This window comes from Stenotrophomonas rhizophila (assembly GCF_001704155.1).
Lineage (GTDB): Bacteria > Pseudomonadota > Gammaproteobacteria > Xanthomonadales > Xanthomonadaceae > Stenotrophomonas > Stenotrophomonas rhizophila_A.
Map to the genome: position 1 here is coordinate 3,769,504 of NZ_CP016294.1, position 15,309 is coordinate 3,784,812.

A 15,309-nucleotide genomic window follows, 5' to 3' on the forward strand; every position below is an offset into this window, starting at 1 on the left:
TCAGCGCGCCGCCTTGGTCACCGTCTGGCCGGTGCGCTTGAGCGCCAGTGCCAATGCGTCGGCCAGGTTGGCCTTGGTGACGATGCCCTGCAGGTCCAGGCCCAGGTGCACGATGGTCTGTGCGATCTGGGGCCGCACGCCACTGATGATCGCGTCGGCGCCCATCAGGCGGATGGCGGTAACGGTCTTGAGCAGGTGCTGGGCGACCAGCGTGTCCACGGTGGGCACGCCGGTGATGTCGATGATGGCGATTTCCGAACCGGTGTCGACGATCCGCTGCAGCAGCGATTCCATCACCACCTGGGTGCGCTGCGAATCCAGCGTGCCGATCATCGGCAGGGCCAGCACGCCCTCCCACAGCTTCACCACCGGGGTGGACAGTTCCAGCATTTCTTCCTGCTGGCGCTGGATCACGTCCTCGCGGGTCTTCTGGTAGACCTTGACGCTGTGCAGGCCAAGCCCGTCGATGAGTTCTGAAATCGCCCACAGCTGATCGCCGACCGCCTTGGGGTCGTCGGCGAAGTTCTGCTGGACCAGCTCGAACAGCGGGCGCTTGAGCGAGAACAGGAAGCTGGCGGTTTCCGAGGAGCTGAAGCCCTTGAGCACGCGGTCACGCGAGAGCTGTTCGAGGAACTGGCGGGTGTCCTGCCATTCGCTGCCGGCCACGCCGGTGCCGTTGGTGGACACTGCCGTCTGGAACAGGCGCCAGAATTCGCGTACCTGGGCATCCAGCTCACGCGTGCTCAACCGGCCATCCTGGCCCTGGCCGGAGCCGGCCAACTGGTCGCTCCACTGCGCCACCACGGTGTCCTGGTGGGTACGAAGAAGGTCGATCGTGCGCTGCTGCAAAGCCGCCATGGGGGAGATTCCTAGGTAGGAAGGTGTGAAAGCCCCGGCACGCAACGCGCCGGGGCTTGGAATTTTCCTGAGCTTAAATGAATTCAGCTACACGGACCATTACGACAACGGATGGCGCGTGAAGGCCGTGTGCACAACACTGACTGATTCAGAATAGACGGCCGCAGGCCCTCATTTTCTGCCGGTGGAGGGAGCGTTCTGCGCCTTGCGCCTGCGCATGGCGAGCATCTGGCCGACCACCGCCGTGATGAGGATCAGGCTGTTGGTGACCACGAAGACCGTGGAGCCCAGCAGCGCGCTGTACACGATGAACAACACCGAGGCCGTGATCTGGCCGACGAACAGCCAGGTGGAGACGCCCTCCACCGACCCGGCCTGGTGCTGCTTGTAGATCTGCCGCACCAGCGTGGCGATCAGCACGGCCGTGGCGGCCCAGCCCAGCAGGTCGGCGGGCTGCTCCATCAATCCGCCGCCACGTGGGCCGGCAGCAGCGGGGGCCCAGCCCCCATCACCTCGCGCTCCAATGCGCGCAGGAATCCACTGAAGCCGTGCGGCGCACGTGCGGTTCGCCGCGCGCTGGTCGCCACGGCAGGGCGGGCCAGCCAGGCGATGCGGGCACCGTTACCGGCCAGTGCTTCGACCAGTGCAACATCTTCCCCCGTGCGCAGGGCCGGAAAGCCACCCACCGCCAGATAAGCGGCCGCGCTCATGCCAAGGTTGGCCCCATGGATGTGCCGGTGCCCATCCTGCACGATTTCCCGTGCGGAGAAGGCTGTGCGCACCCGCTCGGGGTAATCGAGCCAGTCCTCCACCTCTACCACGCCACAGAAGGCATCGGCGCCGCACAGGCTTTGCCGCCACAGCCAGTCCTGCGGTACGGCGGTGTCGGCGTCGGTGCTGGCGATCCAGCGCGCGCCATGCGCCAACACGTGGCTGGCCGCCGCTGCCCGCGCGGTGCCCACGCACTGGGCGTCCACGGCCACGGTGATTGCCCCATGTCCGGCGCACACCGCCTCCGTGGCATCGCTGCATGCGTCGAGCGCGACCACCACCAGCACCGGCTCGCGGCCCAGACCGGGATGCGCGGCCGCCACGGCGATGGAGGCCAGGCAGCGACCAATGGCGTGCGCTTCGTTGTGTGCGGGCACGATCACGCCGATCATCGCAGGCCTTCCCAGCGGGCAACGCTGGTCGGTTCCCGACTCCACGCCTGCATCAGCAGGTCAGCGTCCTGGTAGCAGAAGGCCTCGTCCAGGCCACGACCGAACGCGCGGTGCACCTGCTGGGCCGAGCTCAGTGCTTCCTCGAACGGGTGCACCCAGTGGCACGCCAGCAGCAGGCCGTCATCAGCAAGGCTGCCACGCAGCTTTGCCGCCATCGCCACCACATCCTGCGGTGCCAGGTAGTAACCGACCTCGCTGACCACGATCAGGTCGAAGCGCTCCGCGGGCCATTGTTCGGGATGACGGGCCTGTTCAAGCCGCACGTTTCCAAGGTGCCCGGTCGAGCGTGCCGCGTCTGCCAGCGCGGCCTCGCTGAGGTCGGTCGCCAGCAGCGCGTCGCAGCGTGTTGCCAGCTCTGCGCTCAGCACGCCATTGGAACACCCCAGCTCCCACGCATTGCCGTAGCGCGGCCGGGGCAGGCAGGCCAGCGTCAGCGCGCGCTTGCGCGCCTCGTACCAGCGGTTGCGGTACTGGAACGGGTCGGGCTGCTGGTAGATCTGTTCGAAATAGGCACGGGTGTTCATCCAATCAGCACCTCGAAGGAACGCCGGAAGCGGGCGAGTACGTGTTCGGGAAGGATCGGCTCGCAGCCCAGCGCCTCGCCTTCCCCGGTCTGCGTCGCAAAGACCGCCATGGCTTGGCGCTTGCGGGCCTGCGCGTCCGGGCACAGCGCAATGCGCTGCGCGGTCGTCCACGGACCGGTGGACGCCAGCGCATCCAGCCAGTGCCAGGCCCAGACCGGATACTGCAGGCTCCTGGCACCGCAGAGGGCCGCCGCCGCAAGCGCCGCACGCCCCACCGCTTCATGGTCCGGGTGGGCGTCGTGGATCCAGGGTGCCAACACGACGTCGCCTGGTGACACGCAGGTGCGGAGATGCGCGACCAGGTCGGCTTCGTGCCGCGCCACCGCACCATCCGGCAGGCCAAGCGAGGTCACATGCGTGGCGTCCATGCCCAATGCCTGCATCGCCGCCGCCAACTCGCGTCGGCGCGCGTCACGCAGGCATGCCGGTGTCCAGCGCGGGTGGTCGGGGTAGCAGGCTTCGCCGTCCGTCACCGACACCACCTGCACTCCGCACCCCTGTGCGGCCGCCGCCTGCATCAGGCCACCACAGCCCAGCACCTCATCGTCGGGATGGGGCGACACCACGATGAGCCGTCGCGCGCCGAGCAGTACGGTGTCAGCTTCCACCAATGGCAATGCGTCCAACCATGCACAGCGTTCCCACGCCGACTCCGGCGTGCCCCGCCCTTCGATGCGAACCGCTACAGCGTCCACGGCTGCTCCTGGCGCTGGATGGCCCGGCCCAGTTCGGCCCAGTCGCGGTCGGCATGGCTCTGCCGGATGAAGACGGTAAGATCCGCCCAGCGCTGGGCGTGGCCGGGATCCAGGCACATGGGCGCAGGGCCCAGCGCGCGTCCGACCGCATCAAGCACCTGCACACAGGCGCGCTCCACGACGCTGCGCACGCGGGTCACGTCGGACGTGTGCGGCTGCGATGGCATCGCATCGATCCAGGCAGCCAGTTCGCGCAGCAGCGCCGCCGACGCCTGCAGCGCCATGTCCACCTGGCCAAGCAATGCAGCGGCCTGGGCGTTGTCGTCTACGCGCGGCGAGCGCTGCAGCGGTGAGGCCAACGCAACCGCGGCGCCATACCAGCACGCGGCGATACCGGCACCGCCATGCCAGAAGCCCGGGCGCGCGAGGTAGGCGCCGGGCGCGCCTATGGGCTCGGCGCGTACGTGGTCGAACTGCACCGTGCCGCTTGGAATGCCGCCCATGCCGGTGGCATGCCAGCTCTGCGGCTGCAACAGGATGCCGGGCGCGTCAGTGCGCAGGCACACCAGCCGGGACGCGTCGCCGCAGTGGGCAGTGACCAACGCCACATCGACCAGACCGGCGCCGGAGCACCAGGGCTTGGCGCCAGTTACCGTGCCCGTCGCTTCGTCGTAGCACAGCGTGGCCTGGGGACCTTCCGCCGCCCAGACCGCCGCAAGCGTTCCGTCCGCCAAGGGAGCCGAATGCAGGTCGTCCAGGATCGCCTGGGCGTCGTAGTGGGCCTCCATCACCTTCGCCACGCACAGATCGCGCCCGGCAATGGCCGCCAACGCCCGCCAGCGCGCCAGCGTATGTCCACGCCCGGGCAGCGGCAGCGACGGCTGGCGTGCCAGCACCTCTCGCGCGGCGGACTCCAGCGCGGGCGCGGCATGTTCGACGATCTGATCCATATATATAAACGGTGGAACCGTGTTCTTCGGGCGGGTCAGGCAAGGGATACCGTGCCCTGCGTAGCCGGGTGGTGACCGCGATGTGTGGGCACCGTGCAGCGCGTGCGGACATCGCCCTCACCTTGTCGCGCCCAAGCTCGGACTCCGCACCCACTGAGGCGACTTCCATGGCAACCCCCTCCTCCAATCCGCTGGAAGGCAAGGACGACCAGCAGAAAGCCCATACCCCCGACACGCTGCGCAACGATGATGCGAAGTGGAAGGACAAGGACATGCCCGAGCAGGACACCACCGCCACGCCGGACGACTACGAGCGCCCCGCCAAGCCCTGAGCGGCCATCGCCTCCGTTCCTCACGGATCGGGGAGCAGTGATATGCGAAGCTATGCCGGTGGGCCCCTGACGGCGGCGTGGACCCCCGTGCCCGCCGATACAGGGCTGCTCCAGTGGTTGAGCAGCGTCTTTTGATTACGGTACCCGGTGGGGGTCAACGAATGTCGTCCTGGAAAGTGAGTGAACCCGCGTTGGATCTCAACAGCTGTGCCAGAGAGCCGATACGCACTCCGGGAGCGATTCAACCCTACGGCCTGATCCTCGTCCTCGACCCCGCCACCCTGCGGGTCAAGGAACGCGCACTATCGCGCCCTGACCTGATCGAGGCCTTCGGCGACCCGCTCGGCCAGACGGTGGATGTGGTGCTGGGCGCCACACTGGCCGCCTGCCGACCGACCCTTGAGGCGCTCAAGCCGGACACCTCCCAGTTCCTGGGCGCACACACGATCGGTGAACATGGCAGGCACCAGGTGCTGGCCCATCGGACCGGCAACGATCTCATCGTGGAGCTTGAGGAGCCGGTGTCCGGTGAACCGGGCTCGCTTGAAGACCTGTACCCGGCGATCCGCCGCTTCATGGGTGCCATCGAGCGGGTGGCCAGCACGCAGGAGCTGTGCGAGCTCGCCGCCGTGCAGATCCGCGAGCTGACCGGTTTCGACCGGACCCTGGTCTATCAGTTCGACAAGGAATGGAATGGCGCGGTCGTCGCCGAGGATGGCAACGGGGTTCTGCCCAGCTACCTGGACCTGCGCTTCCCCGAATCGGATATCCCCGCGCAGGCGCGCGCGCTGTACCGGCAGAACCGCGTCCGCCTGATCGCCGACAGCGATTACCAGGCCGTACCGCTGGTGCGCGACGCCGCCAACGCCGATGCCCCGCCCACCGACCTCAGCCCCTCCATGCTGCGCAGCGTGTCGCCGGTGCACCTGCAGTACATGCGCAACATGGGCACGGGCGCATCGATGTCGGTGTCGCTGCTGCGCGAAGGCGAGCTGTGGGGGCTGATTTCCTGCCACAACCAGGCGCCCAAGCGTGTTCCCTACCATGTGCGCACCGCCTGCGAGTTCATCGGCCAGATCCTGTCGCTGCAGATCACGCTGAAGGAACGCGCGGCCGTGGTCGAAGAACGCATCGCCCGTCGCGCGATCCAGGTGCGCCTGCTCGGCCGCATGGCCGGCGACCAGGATTTCATGGCCGCGCTGGGCCGGGACCAGCAGAGCCTGCTTGCGCTGACCCAGTCCGTCGGCGCGGCGATCGTGCATCGCGGCGAGTGCATCCTGCATGGCGAGTGCCCTGACGAACCGCAGGTGATGTCGCTGGTGCAGTGGCTGACGGCGCAGCAGCATGACGGGGACCTGGTCTGTACCGACCGGCTGCCGCTGGAATGGGCGCCGGCCGATGCCTTCGCCGACGTCGCCAGCGGCGTGCTGGCCATTTCCATTTCCCAGATCCACGACAGCTACGTGCTGTGGTTCCGGCCCGAGGTCGTGCGTACCGTGCGCTGGGGCGGTGACCCTCGCAAGGAAGATACCGGCCTGCCGCTGTCCCCGCGCACCTCGTTCGAGGGCTGGAAGGAAACGGTACGCAAGCAGTCTCTGCCCTGGAACGACGTGGATCGCGACGCGGCGCTGGAACTGCGTACCGCCATTGTCGACATCGTGCTGCGCAAGGCCGAGGAAATGGCCGCGCTCAACGAACAGCTCCTGCGCAGCAACAAGGAGCTGGAGGCATTCTCCTATTCAGTCAGCCACGACCTGCGCGCACCGTTCCGCCACATCGTCGGCTATTCGGAGCTGCTGTGGGCCTCGGCCGGCGAGCGGCTAAACGATTCAGAAAAGAGATTTCTCGACACCATCGTTGAATCTGCACAATCGGCCGGAACACTGGTTGACGACCTGCTCAGCTTCTCGCAGATGGGCAGGTCCACGATGGGTCAGATCGCAATGGACATGACCGCCCTGGTCGAGGACGTCCGGCACAAGCTGGACATGGAATACGACGGCCGCACCATCCACTGGGTGGTGCCGCATCTGCCGCGCGTTCAGGCCGACCCGGGCATGCTGCGCCTGGTCTGGCAGAACCTGCTCTCCAACGCGATCAAATTTACCCGCGATACCGCCAATACGGTCATCGAAGTAGGGCACTACCGCACCGATACCGAAAACGTGTTCTACGTCCAGGACAACGGCTGCGGCTTCGACATGCGCTACGTGGACAAGCTCTTTGGCGTGTTCCAGCGCCTGCACCATGCTGACGAGTACGAAGGCACCGGCATCGGCCTGGCCAACGTGCACCGCATCATCACCCGCCACGGCGGCAGGACCTGGGCGGAAGGCCAGGTGGGAGTGGGCGCCAAATTCTATTTCACCATTCCCTTTGCTACTGGAGACAAAGTATGAGAGATCTGCGGCCGATTCTGCTCGTGGAAGACAATCCGAAGGACGCTGAGCTGACGCTGGCTGCACTAGCCCGTTGCCAGCTGCTGAACGATGTCACCCATGTGCGGGACGGTGTGGAGGCGCTGGAGTACCTGCGTACCGAGGGCCGGTACGAGGGCGCCATGCACGGCGGCCCGGTGGTGGTGTTGCTGGACCTCAAACTGCCCAAGCTCAACGGGCTGGAAGTACTCAGGGAAATCCGCGGCGATGCCGCGATCAGCAGCACCCCGGTGGTGATGCTGACCTCCTCGCGAGAGGAGCAGGACCTGATCCGCAGCTACGAGCTGGGCGTGAACGCCTTCGTGGTCAAGCCGGTCGATTTCAAGGAATTCCTGGAAGCCATCCAGGGGCTGGGCATGTTCTGGGGCATCACCAACCAGCCGCCGCCGCACGGCACACTGTTTGGCGCGAAGAGTCGAAAAGATGGCTGAGGATGTAACCGGCAAGCCGATCCGCATTCTGATGGTGGAGGACAGCGCGCTGGACGCGGAGCTGATCACCCTTCAGCTCAGCCGCGCCGGCCTGCCCTTCACTGCGGAGCGCACCTGGTCGGACCAGGGAATGCGCGATGCACTGGCGAACAACGACTTCGATGTGATCCTGGCCGACCATGTGCTGCCCGGTTTCAGCGGCGACCTGGCCTTGGTGCTGGCCACCGACGTCGCGCCCGAAGTGCCTTTCATCTTCGTCTCCGGCACCTTGACCGAGGAACTCGCGGTCGAGGCGCTCAAGCGCGGCGCCCGCGACTACGTGGTCAAGTCGCGCCTGCAGCGCCTGCCCGAGGCCGTGTTGCGCGCGATCAACGAAGCCCAGGAGCGCCGCAGGCTGCGCCGGGTGGAAACCGAGCTGCACGAAAGCCACCGTCGGCTGGGCCTGATCACCGATTCGCTGCCGGCCCTGATTGCGTATCTCGATCGCGGGCACCACTACCGCTTCGCCAACCAGGCCTACGTCGAATGGCATGGCCTGGCGCCGGAAGACGTGGTCGGCCTGCACGCCCGCGAGCTCGTCGGTGATGAAGGCTTCGCGCTGCTGCAGGAGCATTTCGACAAGGTCCTGACCGGACAGAAGGTCAGTTTCGAGGCGCTCACCCACCGCCGCGCCGGCGCACCGCGCTACGCCCAGGTGGACTTCGTACCCGAGCTGGATGCCGACGGGTCGGTCATGGGCTACTACGCCATGGCCCGCGACATCAGCGAGCTCAAGCACGCCCAGGCCCTGCTGAAAGCCAGCAACGAATCACTGGAGCGCCAGGTCAACGAACGCACCTCTGCCCTGCACCGCAGCGAAAGCCGCCTGCAGGCGCTGTTCGAATCCAGCTTCCAGCACCAGAACCTGCTGACCCTCGATGGGCACATCATCGACACCAACTCCGCCTCGCTGGCCGCGATCCTGGCCACGAAAGACGATGTCCGCGGCGCGCTGTACTGCGAATCGGCCTGGTTCGCCAGCACCGAAGGCGTGCCGGCCATCGTCTGCCAGGCCGTGCTGGAGGCGGCCGCAGGCAATGCTTCGCGGCATGAGCTGGACCTGCTGCTTCCCACCGGCAAACGCACCTTCGAGTTCTCGTTCCGCCCATTGCTCGACCACCAGGGCACGATCACCGCCGTGGTTTCCGAGGCGGTGGAAACCACCGCGCGCCGCCAAGCCGAGGAAGCACTGCGGCAGAGCCAGAAGATCGAAGCCGTGGGCCAGCTCACCGGCGGCATCGCGCATGACTTCAACAACATCCTGACCGTGATCGCTGGCAACGTGGAGTACGCCAAGCTGCTCACCGAACGTCTGGGCGATGTGGCGGACGGCTCCACGCGCGCGCTGGACAACGCCCTGAAGGGCGTGATGCGCGCGGCCAATGTCACCCAGCGGCTGCTTGCGTTCTCGCGCCGGCAACCCCTGCGCAGCCTGCCGGTCGACCTCAATGCCCAGCTGCGCGACATGGAAGACATGCTGCACCGCTCGCTGGGCGAGCTGGTGCAGCTGGAAATCGTGCACCACCCGGACATCTGGTGCGTGGAAGTGGACCCCAGCCAACTGGAGGCATCCGTGCTCAACCTGGCGGTCAACGCCCGCGATGCCATGCCGGAAGGCGGCCGCCTGGTGATCGAAGTGGACAACGCCCACCTGGACAATGACTTCACCGCGCAGAACCCCGACGTTCCGCCGGGACATTACGCAATGCTGCGGGTCAAGGACACCGGCCACGGCATGTCCGCCGAGACGCTGACCCGCGTGTTCGAACCGTTCTTCACCACCAAGGAAGTTGGGCGCGGCACTGGCCTGGGCCTGTCCATGGTGTACGGCTTCGTCAAGCAGTCCGGCGGCCACGTGCTGGTGGATTCCGCGCCCGGTGCCGGCACGTCGATCACCCTGCTGTTCCCGCGTTCGGCAGCCGAGCTGCCGCAGGCCGGCCAGACCGAGCACCGGGGCCTGGGCGGTTACGAGATGCAGGAGGAGGCCACGGTGCTGGTCGCCGAGGACAACGACGACGTGCGCGCGTATACCGTGGACACGCTGCGGCAGCTGGGTTATCGCGTGCTTGAAGCACACGACGGCGCCTCGGCCATGCGCCTGCTCGAGCGCACCGACGTGGACGTGGACCTGTTGTTCTCGGACATCGTGATGCCCGGCATGTCCGGTTGGGAACTGGCCAAACGCGCGCTGGCGCACAAGCCGGCGCTGCGGGTGCTGTTCACGTCCGGCTACCCGCGCGACATCGACGCCAGCGGCGCGGTGGGTCGCAACATCGCCATCCTGGGCAAACCGTTCACCCGCAGCGACCTGGCCCGCTCCATCCGGGGGTCGCTGCAGGACGAATGACACGAGACCGTTCCCATGACGCCGCTCGACAAACCCCTCCGCCGCGAAATCCAGATCGGCGATGAGTCCTACACCCTGACCCTCGACCCAGAGGGTCTCAAGCTGGTGCGCAAAGGCCACCGCAAGGGGCTGGATCTGCGCTGGGTCGACCTGGTCAGCGGCGATGCGGCCCTCGCGGCCGCGTTGCAGGCATCGCTGGAAGCGCCCTGATTCCAGCGGGCTGACAGGCCAGATCTGTCCAGATTCGCGGCACCGATCTCATTGCACATGAGATCCCAATCACACTTTTCTCCACTTTGCCGGATTCATCAGGGGCGGATGCGGGCCGTTTTTGCCTCACGTCTCTTGAACGAATGAGGTCAAAACGAAAGATACGTTGCAGTATTGTTTACGTTCTGTTAAGTATTTGTGCAGCGCACCAGGTCCGCTGGCACGCAAGGAGAACGACCGGATGAGCACGTAACGAGAACGACCCAACCACAACCAGACTGCAGGGTGCATGCATGAACGACCGCATTGGCAAGTGTGTTCACGCTCCGAAAGCAATTTCGCCATTGGCATCTTCAGTAAAGGCGGCACTCGCTGCCGCACTGCTGCTCACCAGTTCCGCCGCGGTGGCACAGAACAGCGACAATGCTTCGACCAACCCGGAAACCGCGACCCTCGATACGGTTTCAGTACTGGGCAGCCGCACCAAGCCCCGCACCGTTTCCTCGTCCGCGGTACCCATCGACATCATCAGCGGCGAAGAATTCCGCAACCAGGGCGCCACCGATGCGCTCGACCAGCTCAAAGTGCTGGTCCCCTCGTTCAACGTCAGCACCATTCCCATCGATGACGCGGCCAGTCTGATCCGCCCGGCCAACCTGCGTGGCCTGCCGCCGGACAACACCCTGCTGCTGGTCAACGGCAAGCGCTTCCACCGCGCGGCGGTCATCACCTTCCTGGGCCACGGCCTGTCCGACGGCGCACAGGGCCCGGACCTTTCCGTGTTTCCCTCGCTCGCCCTCGAACAGGTGGACGTGCTGCGCGACGGCGCCGCCGCCCAATACGGTTCGGATGCCATTGCCGGCGTGATCAACTTCGGCCTGAAGAAGCTGCGCGAAGGCGGCACGGCCGAAGTGTTCACCGGCCAGTACTACAAGGGCGACGGACTCACCACCCAGTACTCCGCGCAGATCGGCCTGCCGCTCACCGAGCGCGGCTTTGCCACGCTGACCGCCGAGTGGCGCAAGGTCGACGACACCTCGCGCAGCGTGCAGCGCGATGATGCCGCCGCAGCGATTGCCGCCGGCTACCCGGGCGTGGGCGAGCCGGCGCAGATCTGGGGCTCGCCGAAGGTCGACGACGACCTCAAGCTGGTCGCCAACCTGGGCCTGAGTACCGACAGCGTGGACTTCTACCTGTTCGGCAACTACGCCAAGCGCGACGTGGATGGCGGCTTCTACTTCCGCGATCCCACTGCACGCTCGGGCGTGTACTCCAACGACGGCGGCGACACGCTTCTGGTCGGCAACCTCACCGGTGCAGGCGCCTGCCCGACCATCGCGCTGCGCGACGGCGGTGGCAACCTGCTGCCGTACAGCACGGTGAGCGGTGCGGTCGCCGCGCTGCCGGCCAACTGCTACACCTTCCTGTCCAGCCTGCCGGGCGGCTTTACCCCGCGCTTCGGCGGCAAGCTCGAAGACAGCTCCGTGTACGCCGGCGCCAAGGGCAACTGGGGCGAGTGGTACTGGGACGTGAGCGGGTCGTGGGGCCGCAACGATATCGAGTTCATCATCTACAACACCGTCAACGCCTCGCTCGGCCCGGACCAGCCGGCCGGCCTGTACTTCCGCCCCGGCGGCAACACGCAGACCGAAAAGAGCGCCAACATCGACGTGAGCCGCGATATCGCCACCAGCTTCACCAGCCAACCGTTGCGCCTGGCCATGGGTGCCGAGTGGCGCGAAGAGAGCTTCGAGATCAGTCCTGGCGATGGTCCGTCCACCGCGATCGGTCCGCTGACCGAACAGGGCTTCGCGCTGGGCTCCAACGGCTTCAACGGGTTCAGCACGCGTACCGCCGGCACCTTCGACCGCCGCAACTGGGCCGCGTATGCAGACCTGGAAGCGCAGGTTACCGAGCGCCTGCTGCTGGCCGGTGCGCTGCGCTTTGAAGACTTCGATTCGTTCGGCAGCACCACCAATGGCAAAGTCACCGCGCGCTTCGACTTCAACGAGCACTTCGCGCTGCGCGGCGCGTACAACACCGGTTTCCGTGCGCCCACGCCGGGCCAGGCCAACATCAGCCAGATCAGCACCGTGTTCGGCGGCACCGCACTGGAAGACATCGCCACCCTGCCGCCGACCAATCCCATCGCCCAGCTCAAGGGCGCCCAGCCGCTGACCCCCGAAGAATCCAAGAACGTTTCGCTGGGTGCGGTGTGGACCGAAGGCGATTGGCTGATCACCCTGGATGGTTACCAGATCAAGGTCGAAGACCGCATCGCGCTGAGCACCAGCTTCGCGGTCACCCCGGAAGAACGCGCGGCACTGGTGGCCGGCGGCAACCCCGAAGCGGCCTCGATTTCGCAGGTGACTTACTTCGGCAATGCGTTTGATACCACCACCACCGGTGTCGACCTGGTCACCAGCTTCAAGAGCACGCACTTCGGGGGCGACACCACGTACTCGCTGGCTGCCAACTGGAACCGGACCGAGGTCGACCGCTTCGACCCGGACTTCATCGACGAAGCGCGCGTGTACAAGCTGGAGAAGTCGCTGCCCAAGACCAAGGGCTACTTCAGCATTCATCACCAGCGCCAGATCTTCAACGCCAACCTGCGCTTCAACTACTACAGCTCCTGGTATGAGGATCACCTGGACAGCGGCGTGATCTCCGCAGCGGACGGCGGCCTGCCGATCTACGGCGGCAGCGCCTTGATCGTGGATGCCGAAGTGGGCTGGAAGTTCGATTCGGGCCTGTACTTCAGCCTGGGCGCGCAGAACCTGTTCGACCGCACCCCGGCCAAGAACCCGTGGTCCGGCGTGGCGGGTGCGGAGTACCCGGTGCATTCACCGTACGGCTTCAACGGCGGCTTCTACTACGCGCGGGTGGGCTGGAAGTTCTGATACCAGTTGACGCATGAAGCCACCCCGCCGTTGCTGGCGGGGTGGTTGCGCGTTCGGTAATCACGTGCGCTTGCGTGAATCAGGCTGCGAGCAGGGTGTCCTGTTCGTTCTGATCGTAGTAATCAGCATTGGCGATTACAGTTTTTGCGCCGATTACGTCGGTCGCCTCTCGGGCTGTCCACATTGACTGCTCGCCACGTCGAAACCAGTGCAGCCCCTTCAGCTGGGCACCAAGGCTGGTGCACATGTGGTGGAGCTGGCGGGAATCGAACCCGCGTCCGCAACGCATCCTCTCTGCTTCATACAGCCATAACCCGTTGCCAACGACTGCATTCGGGGTTTCTCGCCACACACGGCGAAGGCGCATTGAACCGCCATGGGAGGCAAGCGGCTTTCAGGATTCGCTCACTTCCCAAGCTACCGGAGCTTTCGCAGGAAGTACCGCGCCGGCAGATGCCGCAGCCAGCGCGGCTGCAGCCAATACAGACGCGGTGCCCAACGACGAAAGCGCTGCCAGCGCTTCTCGTCTGCCGGCGTCCATGGCAATGCGAACATCTGTCTCAGGTGCGGTGGCAACATCGCCCGCGTCACGAACGCCTGCAGCGGCAGCGCTGGGCGCAGGTACCACGGGGCTCCGTTTTCCAGCACGGCATGCAGATAGGCGCGCACTTCCTCGTCCACGCGCAGCTCCAGCTGACGGCTCTCCCACCACGCATCGAAGGCATCGGCCGTGGGCGGCCACTGCTCGTCTGCCACCTGCAGCGTGCGACCGAAGGCCCACGCCTCTTGATACAACGGTTCGCGGCTGCTTTCAGGAACCGGGCCAACGAACAGTTCGTACATCTCCAGCCCGCCGCGGTACAGCGTTGCCGCGACCCACAACTGCAGGTCGCGATCAAATGCGCTGTAGCCCTCGCCCTGCACGGGCACATGCGCGCGATTGACATGGCGGGCGATGGTGGCCCGGTCCTCGTCCGTACCCAGCGACACCGCGTAGATGTAGCTCATGGTGGCCCGCAGCCTTGAGAACGGCCGTCTCAATGTCTGACTGTGGCGGGCCACGCCGCGCCCCACGCCGGGGTAGGCAAGCTGCCACGCGACCGCCGCGCCTGCACCGAAGAAGATGTAGGACTCGATGTTGATATCGGCCAGGCGGACAGGTGTGGGATTCGGCATGGGCCCAGTCTAGACACCCGCATGTGGGTTCGCCGTCACCGGTAACGCGCCGGCATTGCTGCCTGATCGGCAACAGTGTGAGCCCCTGCGCGGATCTACTGGCCGCGCGCGCCCTTCCCTAGGCTGATCCCGCACGGCGCCCCTGCCGTGGATCCCGCCAAGGAGATTTCCTCATGTTCACCCTGGAAAACACCGTAGCCCCGCCCCCGCCCGCGCTCGACGAACTGGTTCCCTCACGGTACGCGCTCAAGGTGGGCGATATCGACGTGCTGGTGGTCAGCGATGGCGTGCTGCCGTTGCCCACCCAGATGCTCGGCCACAACGTCTCCGCCGCCGAGCGCGCGCCGTGGTTCAAAGAGATGTACCTGCCGCCGGATGCGCTGGACTGGGCGTTGAACGTGATGGTGGTGCGCAGCGGGGACCGCAACATCCTGATCGACGCCGGTCTGGGCATGGACCCCGACCTGAACCTGCCGCGCGCCGGCCAGCTGATCCGCCGCCTGGGCGCCTCGGGTATCAACCTTGGCGAGATCACCGACGTGGTGATCACCCACCTGCACATGGACCACATCGGTGGCCTGCTGGTGGATGGCGTAAAGGAACAACTGCACCCGGAGCTGCGCATCCATGTGGCCGCCGCCGAAGTGGAGTTCTGGAAGGCGCCCGATTTCACCCGCACCAACATGCCGCCAGGCTTCCCGGATGCGCTGCGCGCCACCGCTACCCACTTCCTGGCCGAGTACGGCAGCTACGTGCGCACCTTTGACGAGGTGCACGAGATTGCGCCGGGCGTCACCGCGCACCGCACCGGCGGCCACACGCCTGGCCACAGCGTGGTGCGCCTGAACTCGAATGGCGAGGCACTGACCTTTGCCGGTGACGCCATTTTCGCAGTGGGCTTCGAGCAGCCGAACTGGCACAACGGGTTCGAACACGATCCAGAAGGCGCCGCGCAGGTGCGCATCACCCTGCTCAATGAACTGGCCGGCACCGGCGAGATGCTGGTGGCCACCCACCTGCCGTTCCCGTCGGTCGGCCGCGTCTCGGCCGATGGCGACGTCTTCCGCTGGGTGCCCGTGTTCTGGGACTTCTGAGTTCGTTGACGCTTTGTACTCTCGGTCAA

The 15,309-nt window shown here is 66.1% G+C and carries 14 protein-coding genes; 7 read left to right on the forward strand and 7 right to left on the reverse strand.

The genetic code is table 11. The features are described from left to right. The 6 genes from BAY15_RS16790 to BAY15_RS16815 all read right to left on the reverse strand — a co-directional run bounded on the left by BAY15_RS16790 (position 1) and on the right by BAY15_RS16815 (position 4,310). Complete coding sequence (locus tag BAY15_RS16790; protein ID WP_068854128.1) at positions 1-858, reverse strand: STAS domain-containing protein; 858 nt, start codon at positions 856-858, stop codon at positions 1-3. 171 nt (positions 859-1,029) lie between these two features. Next, a complete protein-coding gene (locus tag BAY15_RS16795) occupies positions 1,030-1,320 on the reverse strand; it encodes a PQ-loop repeat-containing protein (protein ID WP_068854129.1) in 291 nt (96 codons plus the stop codon). After that, positions 1,320-2,021, reverse strand: coding sequence for a glycosyltransferase (locus BAY15_RS16800; protein WP_068854130.1), 702 nt, complete (start codon positions 2,019-2,021; stop codon positions 1,320-1,322). Before BAY15_RS16800 ends, BAY15_RS16795 begins: the two co-directional genes overlap by 1 nt. Continuing rightward, on the reverse strand, positions 2,018-2,605 hold the full coding sequence (locus BAY15_RS16805) for a class I SAM-dependent DNA methyltransferase (protein ID WP_068854131.1): 588 nt from the start codon (positions 2,603-2,605) through the stop codon (positions 2,018-2,020). The genes BAY15_RS16800 and BAY15_RS16805 overlap by 4 nt, the downstream gene beginning before the upstream one ends. Further along, on the reverse strand, positions 2,602-3,360 hold the full coding sequence (locus tag BAY15_RS16810) for a PIG-L deacetylase family protein (RefSeq protein WP_068854132.1): 759 nt from the start codon (positions 3,358-3,360) through the stop codon (positions 2,602-2,604). The genes BAY15_RS16805 and BAY15_RS16810 overlap by 4 nt, the downstream gene beginning before the upstream one ends. Next, the gene (locus BAY15_RS16815; protein WP_068854133.1) at positions 3,348-4,310 is read right to left on the reverse strand and encodes an acyl-CoA dehydrogenase; all 963 of its coding nucleotides are present in this window, start codon (positions 4,308-4,310) and stop codon (positions 3,348-3,350) included. Before BAY15_RS16815 ends, BAY15_RS16810 begins: the two co-directional genes overlap by 13 nt. A gap of 167 nt (positions 4,311-4,477) precedes the next feature. On the opposite strand from BAY15_RS16815, the gene BAY15_RS19405 reads away from it, so the two are divergent. From BAY15_RS19405 to BAY15_RS16840, 6 genes are all read left to right on the forward strand, one after another. Then, complete coding sequence (locus BAY15_RS19405; RefSeq protein ID WP_167693307.1) at positions 4,478-4,642, forward strand: hypothetical protein; 165 nt, start codon at positions 4,478-4,480, stop codon at positions 4,640-4,642. A gap of 161 nt (positions 4,643-4,803) precedes the next feature. After that, complete coding sequence (locus BAY15_RS16820) at positions 4,804-7,041, forward strand: ATP-binding protein (protein ID WP_068854134.1); 2,238 nt, start codon at positions 4,804-4,806, stop codon at positions 7,039-7,041. Then, positions 7,038-7,511: a response regulator gene (locus BAY15_RS16825; protein WP_068854135.1), complete on the forward strand. Its 474-nt coding sequence runs from the start codon at positions 7,038-7,040 to the stop codon at positions 7,509-7,511. Before BAY15_RS16820 ends, BAY15_RS16825 begins: the two co-directional genes overlap by 4 nt. After that, positions 7,504-9,897: a hybrid sensor histidine kinase/response regulator gene (locus BAY15_RS16830; RefSeq protein ID WP_068854136.1), complete on the forward strand. Its 2,394-nt coding sequence runs from the start codon at positions 7,504-7,506 to the stop codon at positions 9,895-9,897. The genes BAY15_RS16825 and BAY15_RS16830 overlap by 8 nt, the downstream gene beginning before the upstream one ends. Before the next feature lie 15 nt (positions 9,898-9,912). Next, positions 9,913-10,107, forward strand: coding sequence for a hypothetical protein (locus BAY15_RS16835; RefSeq protein WP_068854137.1), 195 nt, complete (start codon positions 9,913-9,915; stop codon positions 10,105-10,107). Between the two features lie 344 nt (positions 10,108-10,451). After that, complete coding sequence (locus BAY15_RS16840) at positions 10,452-13,010, forward strand: TonB-dependent receptor plug domain-containing protein (protein WP_237334282.1); 2,559 nt, start codon at positions 10,452-10,454, stop codon at positions 13,008-13,010. A 417-nt stretch (positions 13,011-13,427) separates the two neighbouring features. On the opposite strand, the gene BAY15_RS16845 is transcribed toward BAY15_RS16840, so the two are convergent. Beyond that, positions 13,428-14,186: an oxygenase MpaB family protein gene (locus BAY15_RS16845; protein ID WP_068854139.1), complete on the reverse strand. Its 759-nt coding sequence runs from the start codon at positions 14,184-14,186 to the stop codon at positions 13,428-13,430. A gap of 173 nt (positions 14,187-14,359) precedes the next feature. On the opposite strand from BAY15_RS16845, the gene BAY15_RS16850 reads away from it, so the two are divergent. Then, positions 14,360-15,280 carry an MBL fold metallo-hydrolase gene (locus BAY15_RS16850; RefSeq protein ID WP_068854140.1) on the forward strand — a complete coding sequence of 307 codons (921 nt, stop codon included), beginning with the start codon at positions 14,360-14,362 and terminating at the stop codon, positions 15,278-15,280. Positions 15,281-15,309: the final 29 nt, after the last annotated feature.

Bases quoted from the DNA above. Each gene is read 5' to 3' on its own strand.
- BAY15_RS16790 (WP_068854128.1), bottom strand. From the start codon at position 858: ATGGCGGCTTTGCAGCAGCGCACGATCGACCTTCTTCGTACCCACCAG.
- BAY15_RS16795 (WP_068854129.1), bottom strand. From the start codon at position 1,320: ATGGAGCAGCCCGCCGACCTGCTGGGCTGGGCCGCCACGGCCGTGCTG.
- BAY15_RS16800 (WP_068854130.1), bottom strand. From the start codon at position 2,021: ATGATCGGCGTGATCGTGCCCGCACACAACGAAGCGCACGCCATTGGT.
- BAY15_RS16805 (WP_068854131.1), bottom strand. From the start codon at position 2,605: ATGAACACCCGTGCCTATTTCGAACAGATCTACCAGCAGCCCGACCCG.
- BAY15_RS16815 (WP_068854133.1), bottom strand. From the start codon at position 4,310: ATGGATCAGATCGTCGAACATGCCGCGCCCGCGCTGGAGTCCGCCGCG.
- BAY15_RS19405 (WP_167693307.1), top strand. From the start codon at position 4,478: ATGGCAACCCCCTCCTCCAATCCGCTGGAAGGCAAGGACGACCAGCAG.
- BAY15_RS16820 (WP_068854134.1), top strand. From the start codon at position 4,804: ATGTCGTCCTGGAAAGTGAGTGAACCCGCGTTGGATCTCAACAGCTGT.
- BAY15_RS16825 (WP_068854135.1), top strand. From the start codon at position 7,038: ATGAGAGATCTGCGGCCGATTCTGCTCGTGGAAGACAATCCGAAGGAC.
- BAY15_RS16830 (WP_068854136.1), top strand. From the start codon at position 7,504: ATGGCTGAGGATGTAACCGGCAAGCCGATCCGCATTCTGATGGTGGAG.
- BAY15_RS16835 (WP_068854137.1), top strand. From the start codon at position 9,913: ATGACGCCGCTCGACAAACCCCTCCGCCGCGAAATCCAGATCGGCGAT.
- BAY15_RS16845 (WP_068854139.1), bottom strand. From the start codon at position 14,186: ATGCCGAATCCCACACCTGTCCGCCTGGCCGATATCAACATCGAGTCC.
- BAY15_RS16850 (WP_068854140.1), top strand. From the start codon at position 14,360: ATGTTCACCCTGGAAAACACCGTAGCCCCGCCCCCGCCCGCGCTCGAC.